We start from the raw sequence: 6489 nt of genomic DNA on the forward strand, positions 1-6489 counted from the left end.
AATTTAACAGGCTTCTCAATTCACATATCATTTTCAGTCTTTTTTGTCAAGTCATAATACTGAACCGACGCCCTAGGTCATATTGAACAGCTAATCGATTCAGGTGCGAGCCTAGAAGGTCTGAATAAAAAGCAATATAAAACCTTGCTAGTCCTCACAGAAGTCACTCGCCAACAACAGTGGTTATTTGATAACAATAAACAGAGCATTGAGGATAGAATAGTAAGTTTAAGTCAACCCCAGATTCGTCCTATTGTGAGAGGAAAAGCAGGAAAAAGCGTAGAGTTTGGAGCCAAAATATCAGCCAGTTGTTTTGAGGGATATGTATTTTTAGACCGGATGAGCTGGGATAACTTTAACGAATCAGGAGACTTAAAAACACAAGTAGAAGCATATCATAAATTCACAGGGTATTATCCAGAGTCAGTTCATGCAGATCGCATTTACCGAAATCGGGAAAACCGAGCATGGTGTAAAGAAAAAGGCATTAGGCTGAGTGGACCGCCATTAGGAAGACCGCCAGCAAATGTGAGTAAATCAAAAAAGAGGCAAGCGTTGGAAGATGAGAGGATTAGAAATGCCATTGAGGGCAAGTTTGGGCTCTTGAAACGAAGATTCGGTCTGAATCGAGTGATGGCAAAACTTGATAATACATCTGGTACAGTTATTGCAATTACTTTTTTGGTAATGAACCTTGCTACCTGGTGGCGCCGGGTTTTTTGTGTGTTTTTATGTCTATTTGGAAAAAGAACACCTGTTTTTGGCTTGAATATAATCTACAATTATAACGGGGTGGAATCAATGCCGAAACAACTTATATTTAACCAAGCTTGAATATATCGTGAGCTCCTGCTCTTGGTTGGCTATCGATTATTCAGCAAGCCCTAAGTAGATCAGCCGTTTCCTCAAATCGTTTCATCGAACGAGAGCCGCCAGAAACTTTCCGCTTAGTTACAGCTAACCGTAGAGAACGTTCGGCTTTATTATTATCTGGAGGAACCGAGGGGTCAGAGAGAAAATATCACCATTGTTCTGCCTTATCCCGTAAGGATTTGAGTAACAAACCTGCGGTAGAACCAACTTTGTTCAACCAAGTCTCCAAAGCAAGATTCAATCGTATTTTGAAATCAGTTGCCCATGAGTAGTATGTGAGTTGCTCCTTCGTCTTGCGCCACGACTCATGGGCGATAAAAGCTTCATCTATTAATGACAGAAATATTTGAGCGACTGCTGCATTATCATTGCCAGGAAGTACCAGCACTTTCTTAAAATGCCGCCGTAAATGGGCCAGACACTTCTGTTGGGCTGCGACTTTCACACCATTATAAACACTGAAATCATCTGAGCTTAAGACTCCCGCAAATTCTTTGCCCAGCATGGTTTCTAGTTCCACGCGCCCCCTGGTATCTGCGGCATGAAATAAACAGAATCCTTCGATACTAGCCGTCCATAGCCATTCTTTAACCCCCTTCCCCCTCCCCTGACAGGTGTAGGTTTTTTACGACTGGGTAGTATAAAGTCAATTAAACCAGGCGAAAATAAGGGTGATTCAACGAAACACGTGGCTGGGGAAAAACCCAAAATGCTGAAAAATAAGCTTCTCTTGGATTGGTCATGTATTGTCTCCAAACAAATGCCTCACCTCTCCATACCTCAAGCGATTGGCTTAGCGACTTGGAGCTTTGGTGTAGTCATGACCAAATCTAGCAGCTTAACCCAAGTTTCGCATTTTATCGCTGGGCTCAACGGAGAAAAGCCGAACACAGTCCGTCAGCGATTAAAAGAATGGTATCAAGAAGCCCCAGCTAAAAAAGGAGTTTATCGTCGTGAGCTGGATGTTAGTGGTTGTTTTGCTCCATTACTGTTGTGGGTGCTAAGTTTACTGCCGAAAAATGTTGAGGACATTGCCTTGGCATTGGATGCCACTAGCATCGGAGATAAATTTACAGTTCTGTCGATGAACATCTTATTGGGTGGGTCGGGAATTCCTGTAGCTTGGTGCATTGTCGGAGCCGAGGAGCCCGGAAGTTGGAAACCTCATTGGCAAAAACTGATTTGTGTTGTTCAAGGTGTGATTCCGGCAAACTTTAGGGTGATCGTTGCCGCTGACCGAGGATTGTATGCTGATTGGTTATATCAATTGATTGAAAGTGTGGGCTGGCATCCATTTCTACGTATCAACCATCAAGGAACTTATCGTCTGCCCTCTCAACAGACATGGCAGCCACTGGCACATTTGGTTCGTCAAGGTGGACAATCATGGTCTGCCGAAGTCGTGTGTTTTAAAACTAATCCTCTGTCTTGTACACTCTTAGCTCGTTGGGATCTAGACTACAAAGACCCCTGGTTGATTCTGACAGACTTCAAACCGGAAGAAGCAAACGTTCTCTGGTATGGACTACGTTCTTGTACCGAATGTGTTTACCGCGATTTCAAATCCGATGGCTGGCAATGGCATAATACACGTTTACTCTCACCACAACGAGCCGAACGAATGTGGTTAGTGCTAGCTGTTGCCACTTTATGGATGGTGATCCTGGGTGGCACTCATGAAAATCAATCACTTGCCTCAAATTTTCCACAACTTCCCCTTGGACATACTGCTTTAAATCTGCCTCAAGGCCTCAAAAAAGGGCGTCATTTGTCTTGTTTTCTTAAAGGATTTGTGACTTTGATGGCTAATTTACTCAACAATATTCCCATTCATCTGGAGCGTTGGAGTTCCTTCCCTCACACTCCTGTGGATGCCTTTTATGCTTGTAACTCCTCCTAGTTGTAAAAAACCTACACCTGTCAGATCACACACCGGGGGTGTTTCATCTACATGAACATTTGATTGTAGAGGTGCCCATTCCCACAGTGCTTTAATCGCTGGCTTGACTGCTGCTGCTACTCGTTGATTGGTTTTTTGGAGTGTTCCTACGGACACTTCTATCCTGCCGAGTTCCCACAATAACGAGCGTCAGCTTATCGTAGGAAAGATGTCCATAATTCCCCAGCCAGACTAAGAGTGCTTGAAGATTAACGCTCAAGTCTTGTCCTGGAACTATTCAAGCGGGGTGCTTCTCCTCTAACTAGTGCACCACATTCGAGGCATTTACACGATTGTGTTTGATATTCAACAACTTCGATTGGTTTTGCTACTAGACTTGCTACTTGCTGTCTATGAATGTTAATTACTCCACTTAATTCTTTACTGGGTAGTGCTTTTATGTAAAGGATAGAGGATAATAGCTCTATGCCAATCTTTTGAGGAGTCTCATGATGAAACCCTATTTGATTTGTCCCACTTGTGGTTCTGACGATGTGATGAAAAATGGTATGACTCGTCGCGGAAAACAAAACCATAAATGTCGTGACTGTGGTCGCCAGTTTGTCGAAAATCCTAAGTGGCAACCCAAAAACACCGACACCGGGCGCAAAAATTGAGTTGCTTCTCCTTGAACGGATTTCTCTTGCTGGCATTGCCCGAGTCCTGGGTGTTTCCTCTCTTCTGGCTTCAAAATTATGTAAACCACTTGTACACTGGCGTAAAACCCAAGGCTACAGTTATCCCAAAAGAAGTCGGAAAACACACCGTCCAAATGGATGAACTATGGTCCTTTGTAGACAACAAAGGGAATAAACAATGGGTTTGGTTAGCGATGGATGCCAAGACTCGGGAAGTGATCGGATGTCATATTGGAGACCGTTCCTTAAAGTCGGCTCTTGCATTATGGGATTCCCTACCGAGTGTCTATCGCCAATGTGCCAAGATTTATACCGATCATTGGGAGGCATATGCTGCGGTTTTACCGACTAAACGGCATCAGCCTGTGGGGAAAGAAAGCGGATTGACGAGTTACATTGAACGATTAAATAATACTCTCAGGCAGCGAATTTCGCGATTAGTCAGGAAGACATTATCGTTTTCTAAGAAGTTGGAGAATCATCAGGGTGCTATTTGGAATTTTATTCATGACTACAATCATCAAATCCGATTAGCAATGCTGAAAACTCAACCGACTCAATTTTCTCCATCCTTTACATAAAAGCACTACCCTTTACTGCCACAATTGAGACAGATGTCGGGTGAGCTAATTTCGGTTCTGTCTACTCGTGCAAACCCTTTTCGGGTTTTCCCGGGATGACCTGGTTGTCCACCTGGTTTCTTTTTTTGGTCTGCTTCTGGTTGGACTGTTGGTTTCTCTGATTTTTGGATCAGATCCGTTGATGGGGGCTTTGATGAAGTCTGACTGGTGGTTCGACTTTTCCCCGTAGCAATGGCTAGTTTTTCTTGTAATTCTTCAATAATTTTTTGCAGCCCCAGTACCATTTCCACCAGTTCAGCTTGGCTCAACTGCTGGATTTCGGTTTTTTTCTGCTCTCTGGTGGCTGCGGGCTTTTTCATTCGTTTATTTTACCAGCTTTTGACACTGAAGTTTTTTTGACCTGAATCCTTACAAATTAACTATCTTGAGTTTTACATGAGAAATTTCAATTCTAACAGAGGTAGAGTCAATAGATTTTTTAGAGGAATTATTTTATAGTGGAGGCATAAAAAAGGGGTAAGTTGTATGGGATTTACCAAGCTAGACTATTGCCAATATTTACTGAGTAGTCAGGTTAATTATACAATTACTAATCTAGCTGACCACTTAAAAAAGTGCAGCCATGATACGATAAATCGTTATTTAAGGAGGGAAAAATTAACTCCTCACTTAATCTGGGAAAATGTAAAAAACCTTTCTCTTGATATCTGAAAAAGCTGCCGTAATTTTTGATGATACAGTTTTAGATAAAAGTTATTCTCAAGAAATCGAAATTTCTCGTCGCCAATATAGTGGTAATGAACATCGAGTTATCGAGGGCATTGGGCTAGTTAACTGTGTATATGTTAATCGAGAAACTCAGGATTTTTGGATAATTGATTACCGGATTTACGCTCCAGAATCGGATGGAAAGTCTAAGCTGGATCATGTTAAGGATATGCTGAATAATTTAAAATCTCATAAATAAATTCCCTTTAGCACGGTCTTAATGGATGCTTGGTATGCCACCTCAGATTTAATGAAATTCATAGACGAACTAGGAAAAATCTACTATTGTCCGCTTTAAAAAAATCGGCTGGTAGATGATACTGATGGAGTCAACCCTTATCAAAGGATAGAAAATCTAAGTTGGAGTAAAGAAGAATTTAAAAGCGGGAAATTAATCAAAATTAAAAAATTTCCTCAAAATAAAAAAGTGAAATTATTCCGGGTAGAGGTCTCTACCGACCGCACGGACTTTATTGCCACAAACGATAAAGCTCAAAATTCTACTGAGGTTGTACAAAAAGAGTGTGGCCTGAGATGGAAGGTTGAGGAGTTTCATCGAGAAATTAAACAGTTAACGGGAATTGACAAGTGTCAATGTCGAAAAGCTCGCATTCAAAGAAATCATATTAGCTGTGCTATTTTAGTCTGGGTAAGGTTGAAGCATTTAGCGAGGAAAACTCACCAGACTGTTTATCAAATTAAGTACAAGTTACTCGGTAATTATTTAACCGAAGAACTTCGCAATCCTTCGGTCGCTATGACTTTAGTTTAAGTGGGTTTCAAGACAGCATATCGTATTTTTAGTCAGTTAGGGTCTAGATTGTTTTGGATTCTAGCAGGCGGGGCAATCACCCTTTAGCGGGTTGTAGTTCAAGATCCTCATAAACGCTATATATGGTGTTTATGCGTAAGTCCTGATCTTCATTAAAAGTCACATCTAAACTCCAATGCACTTGGTTTTCAATGCCCCAGTGTTGGCGAATAGCACGACCATTGAGCTGGGCATCTACTGGCAAAGAACTTAGGTAAAACTGCACCTCACGAGTGGTTTTGTTCCACAGATGACGAACTCTTAAGGGCGATCACAATAGTGCGTAATCCAGCAAGATGGTTCTTGCTTGTAAAGTCCGCCTAATTGGGCAACTGATACCGCCCAGACTTTTCGATTTTCTACGCGATGATGCCCCTTTTCGGTTCGGGAATCATAACTCATTTCACTTCCTATGAAGTTCTGAGTTTTTGCAGTTGCAAACCAGTCTTTTACTTGATTGTAAAGAGTGGGATGATTGCTTTTTAGTGCCACGACATAATCGGCTTTTTTCTGACGAATCAGTTGGACTATTTCTGTTTGAGTCCCCATCGCATCAATGGTGATAATCGCCCCGGCAATGTCGATTACTTCTAGTAGGGCTGGAATTGCTGTGATTTCATTGGAATGGTCTTGTACTTTGACTTGCCCGAGTACCAAACGCTGTCCGCTCGCCCAAGCTGTCACTAAATGTAAGTTTTTTAAACCTTTCTCTCGATCGTAAGAACCTCGCAAACTTTTGCCATCTATGGGGATGATTTCTTGGAAGACTGAACCCATAATTTGTTGCAACCATTGCGATAACCCCACATTCCGCAGGTGGGATCGCGGGATCGAGTATTTTTAAAAGATGAGCAAAATTGAAGCGTCTGATATTAGAGT

Annotated in this window: 2 protein-coding genes and 5 pseudogenes; 4 read left to right on the top strand and 3 right to left on the bottom strand. The window is 41.9% G+C overall.

What is annotated here, in order from left to right:
* Positions 1–72: 72 nt before the first annotated feature.
* Positions 73–834: pseudogene (locus tag QUB11_RS30505) on the top strand (transposase); the annotation flags it as partial.
* 52 nt (positions 835–886) lie between these two features.
* Here QUB11_RS30505 and QUB11_RS30510 read toward each other — a convergent pair.
* Positions 887–1471 (bottom strand): annotated as a pseudogene (locus tag QUB11_RS30510) (IS66 family transposase); the annotation flags it as partial.
* Between the two features lie 111 nt (positions 1472–1582).
* Here QUB11_RS30510 and QUB11_RS30515 point away from each other — a divergent pair.
* The gene (locus QUB11_RS30515; protein WP_333207396.1) at positions 1583–2773 is read left to right on the top strand and encodes an endonuclease; all 1191 of its coding nucleotides are present in this window, start codon (positions 1583–1585) and stop codon (positions 2771–2773) included.
* 503 nt (positions 2774–3276) lie between these two features.
* A pseudogene (locus tag QUB11_RS30520) lies at positions 3277–4031 on the top strand (IS1 family transposase).
* Positions 4032–4036: 5 nt separating this feature from the next.
* Here QUB11_RS30520 and QUB11_RS30525 read toward each other — a convergent pair.
* Positions 4037–4390: a DUF6444 domain-containing protein gene (locus QUB11_RS30525; RefSeq protein WP_445300817.1), complete on the bottom strand. Its 354-nt coding sequence runs from the start codon at positions 4388–4390 to the stop codon at positions 4037–4039.
* Between the two features lie 166 nt (positions 4391–4556).
* On the opposite strand from QUB11_RS30525, the pseudogene QUB11_RS30530 reads away from it, so the two are divergent.
* Positions 4557–5571 (top strand): annotated as a pseudogene (locus QUB11_RS30530) (IS701 family transposase).
* 115 nt (positions 5572–5686) lie between these two features.
* Here QUB11_RS30530 and QUB11_RS30535 read toward each other — a convergent pair.
* Positions 5687–6411 (bottom strand): annotated as a pseudogene (locus tag QUB11_RS30535) (ISAs1 family transposase); the annotation flags it as partial.
* Between the last annotated feature and the right edge of the window lie 78 nt (positions 6412–6489).

The organism is Microcoleus sp. B6-A1 (assembly GCF_036705085.1).
GTDB lineage: Bacteria > Cyanobacteriota > Cyanobacteriia > Cyanobacteriales > Microcoleaceae > Microcoleus.

Bases quoted from the DNA above. Each gene is read 5' to 3' on its own strand.
- QUB11_RS30525 (WP_445300817.1), bottom strand. From the start codon at position 4,390: ATGAAAAAGCCCGCAGCCACCAGAGAGCAGAAAAAAACCGAAATCCAG.
- QUB11_RS30515 (WP_333207396.1), top strand. From the start codon at position 1,583: ATGCTGAAAAATAAGCTTCTCTTGGATTGGTCATGTATTGTCTCCAAA.